The organism is Variovorax sp. WDL1 (assembly GCF_001541225.1).
In the GTDB taxonomy this organism is placed as follows: Bacteria; Pseudomonadota; Gammaproteobacteria; order Burkholderiales; family Burkholderiaceae_C; genus Variovorax.
In genome coordinates this window covers 882-1,269 of record NZ_LMTS01000146.1, presented here as the reverse complement: position 1 = coordinate 1,269, position 388 = coordinate 882, and the positions used below count along the sequence as shown (strand labels likewise).

At 78.1% G+C, this 388-nt stretch carries 1 pseudogene; it reads left to right on the top strand.

Annotation, left to right across the window (positions count from 1 at the left end):
* Positions 1–388: pseudogene (locus tag APY03_RS42570) on the top strand (flagellar hook-length control protein FliK); the annotation flags it as partial.

The window sequence follows — 388 nt, the reverse complement described above, 5'->3', positions numbered from 1 at the left end:
CGCTGCGGCGGCTGCGCAGGAGCCGCCGGCGCCCCCGGCCGCGCGCCTGTCCCCGGCGGCCCGCCTGATCGGCGCGCTGCTGGCGCAGTGGCCGGACGCGGGGCCGCTGCGCGCAACCGCGCCGCTGTGGCCTTCGGCACGGCAGCCGGCGAACGTCGCCACGCTCGCCGGGGCGCTGGCGCAGGCGGTGGACCGCAGCGGGTTGTTCTACGAATCGCATCTGCGCGAGTTCGTCGCAGGCACGCGCAGCCTGGCGCAGTTGGCGCAGGAACCGCAGGCGCGCTGGGCCGCGCCGGCTGTTCAACTGCTGCATGGCGGTGGCGCGGCACAGGCTGCTGCCGCGGCGGTGCGTGTGCCGTCCGATGCGATGCGGGGCGGCGTGCCCGCT